This is a genomic window from Rhodanobacter thiooxydans LCS2 (assembly GCF_000264375.1).
GTDB lineage: Bacteria > Pseudomonadota > Gammaproteobacteria > Xanthomonadales > Rhodanobacteraceae > Rhodanobacter > Rhodanobacter thiooxydans.
In genome coordinates, this window is the sequence record NZ_AJXW01000035.1 from 1 (window position 1) to 870 (window position 870).

Below are 870 nucleotides of genomic sequence, written 5' to 3' on the forward strand. Positions count from 1 at the left end.
GCTCACCACCATCTTCACGTTGTCGCCCGGCATCACCATTTCCACGCCTTCCGGCAGCGTCACCGCGCCGGTCACGTCGGTCGTGCGGAAGTAGAACTGCGGACGGTAGCCCTTGAAGAACGGCGTATGACGGCCACCCTCGTCCTTGCTCAGCACATAGACCTCGGCCTCGAAGTCGGTGTGCGGCGTGATCGTGCCCGGCTTGGCCAGCACCTGGCCGCGCTCGACGTCGTCACGCTTCAGGCCGCGCAGCAGCAGACCGGCGTTGTCGCCCGCCTGACCCTGGTCCAGCAGCTTGCGGAACATTTCCACGCCGGTCACGGTGGTCTTCTGCGTGTCGCGGATGCCGACCACTTCGATTTCGTCGCCCACCTTGATCACGCCGCGCTCGATACGGCCGGTCACCACCGTACCGCGGCCGGAGATCGAGAACACGTCCTCCACCGGCATCAGGAACGGCTTGTCGATCGCGCGCACCGGCTCCGGGATCCAGGTGTCCAGCGCATCCACCAGCTTGACGATCGACGGCACGCCGATCTCGCTCTGATCGCCTTCCAGCGCCAGCTTGGCCGAACCGTGGATCATCGGCGTGTCGTCGCCCGGGAAGTCGTACTTGGTCAGCAGCTCGCGCACTTCCATCTCGACCAGCTCGAGCAGCTCGGCGTCGTCCACCATGTCCGCCTTGTTCAGGTAGACCACGATGTACGGCACGCCCACCTGACGGCTCAGCAGAATGTGCTCGCGCGTCTGCGGCATCGGACCGTCCGCCGCCGAGCACACCAGGATCGCGCCGTCCATCTGCGCCGCACCCGTGATCATGTTCTTCACGTAGTCCGCATGCCCCGGGCAATCCACGTGCGCGTAGTGCCG

At 65.7% G+C, this 870-nt stretch carries 1 protein-coding gene; it reads right to left on the bottom strand.

Features of this window, described 5'->3' with window-relative positions; genetic code table 11:
* Positions 1-870: elongation factor Tu (tuf, locus tag UUA_RS07205; protein ID WP_008435505.1), on the bottom strand; the 870-nt coding region annotated here is incomplete at both ends.